Annotated in this window: 2 protein-coding genes; one reads left to right on the top strand and one right to left on the bottom strand. The window is 70.5% G+C overall.

The genetic code is table 11. The annotated features are described in order from the left end of the window. Positions 1-132 precede the first annotated feature (132 nt). The gene (rarD, locus tag ACFQ36_RS22620; RefSeq protein WP_377017807.1) at positions 133-1176 is read right to left on the bottom strand and encodes an EamA family transporter RarD; all 1044 of its coding nucleotides are present in this window, start codon (positions 1174-1176) and stop codon (positions 133-135) included. A gap of 153 nt (positions 1177-1329) precedes the next feature. Here rarD and ACFQ36_RS22625 point away from each other — a divergent pair. Beyond that, positions 1330-1520 (top strand): FAD/NAD(P)-binding protein (locus tag ACFQ36_RS22625; protein WP_377017809.1); only part of this gene is annotated, 191 nt, incomplete at its 3' end.

Raw genomic sequence — 1520 nt, forward strand, 5'->3', positions numbered from 1 at the left:
TGCCGCGGACGGTGCCGGGCTGCCCCTCGTCGTCTTCGGGCCCGGATGGTGGATCCGGACCGCGACGGGGGGCGGAGGCGCTGCTCCACGCCCGCCCCGGCCGGCACGGGGGACAAGGTGCTGCCGGTGCCGCTACCCGGCGGCCAGGGCCGGCTGCCGGCGGGCCACACGGTAGGAACGGATCATGTCCGCGGTCAGCAGGACCAGTGACAGCCAGACCAGGGCGAAGCCGGCCCAGCGCTCCGGCGGCATCGGCTCGTGGAAGACCGCCAGGGCAAGGACGAACTGCGTCAGCGGCGCAATGTACTGGAGCATGCCCACCGTGCTCAGCGGCAGGCGCCGGGCCGCGGCGCCGAAGAAGAGCAGCGGCAGCGCGGTGACCAGGCCGCCGGCGGCCATCAGCCAAAAGTGCCCGGGGCCGTTCCCCAGCAGGGTGGCCGAGCCGGCGGACATCAGTACGGCCATGATGGCGATGGAGGCGGGGGTCAGTACCAGGGTCTCCACGCTCAGGCTGGTCACGGCGTCGACCCTGGAGCCCACATTCTTCTTGACCAGGCCGTAGAAGCCGAAGGAGAGCGCCAGGATGAGGGAGAGCCACGGGATGCTGCCGTAGGCGAGGCTGAGCACCACCACCGCCAGCAGGGCAATGCCCAGGGCCACCCACTGGATGATCCGCAGCCGTTCCTTCAGGACGAGCACGCCCAGCAGGACGGAGACCAGGGGGTTGATGAAGTACCCCAGCGAAGCCTGGATGGTCTGGGCGTTGAGCACGGCCACGGTATAGGTGAACCAGTTCGCGGCAATGAGCAGCGCCGCCAGGGCCAGGGTCCCGAGGATCCGCGGCTGGGTCAGCGCGGCCTTGAAGGGCGCCCAGCCCCGCACCGCCGCCAGCAGCAGCAGGCAGAACACCAGCGACCAGACGATGCGGTTGGCCACGATCTCCAGCGGCCCGGCCGGGGCCAGCACGGCAAAGTACAGCGGCAGCAGGCCCCAGAGGCCGTAGGCGGCGAGGCCGTAGACCATGCCCACCCCGCCGTCGCCGCGCGGCTTGTTCCGGGCGCCGGAGTCGGCAGCCGCGACGGCGGCACCGGCGGCGGGCAGGTGGTCCGGGGCAGTGCCAGAGGGACCTTCCTGCGGGAGGGCGTGCGGGGCGGGTGGGACGGAGTCGGCGGGCACAGTGGCAATAACATCACCGCCGCCTGGAGAATTCCAAGCCGGCCCGGTCCTGAGACCGCCGCCACATCTTTGGGCGCAGGCCCGCAGGCGATTTAGAATAGTAAATTGTGCGCTTATTGCGCAGGAGGATTTCCCCCGGAAGAAGGACTATTCGTGTCGAACCCAGCCGCGGAGCAGCAGCGACCTTTGCGAGTGGCCATCATCGGCGCCGGCCCCGCCGGCGTCTATGCCGCCGACATCCTCACCAAGGCCGAACGGGACTTCGAGGTCAGCATCGACCTGTTCGACCGCTACCCGGCGCCCTACGGGCTGATCCGCTACGGGGTGGCCCCGGACCACCCGCG

It is taken from the genome of Arthrobacter sp. GCM10027362, assembly GCF_042679445.1.
GTDB lineage: Bacteria > Actinomycetota > Actinomycetes > Actinomycetales > Micrococcaceae > Crystallibacter.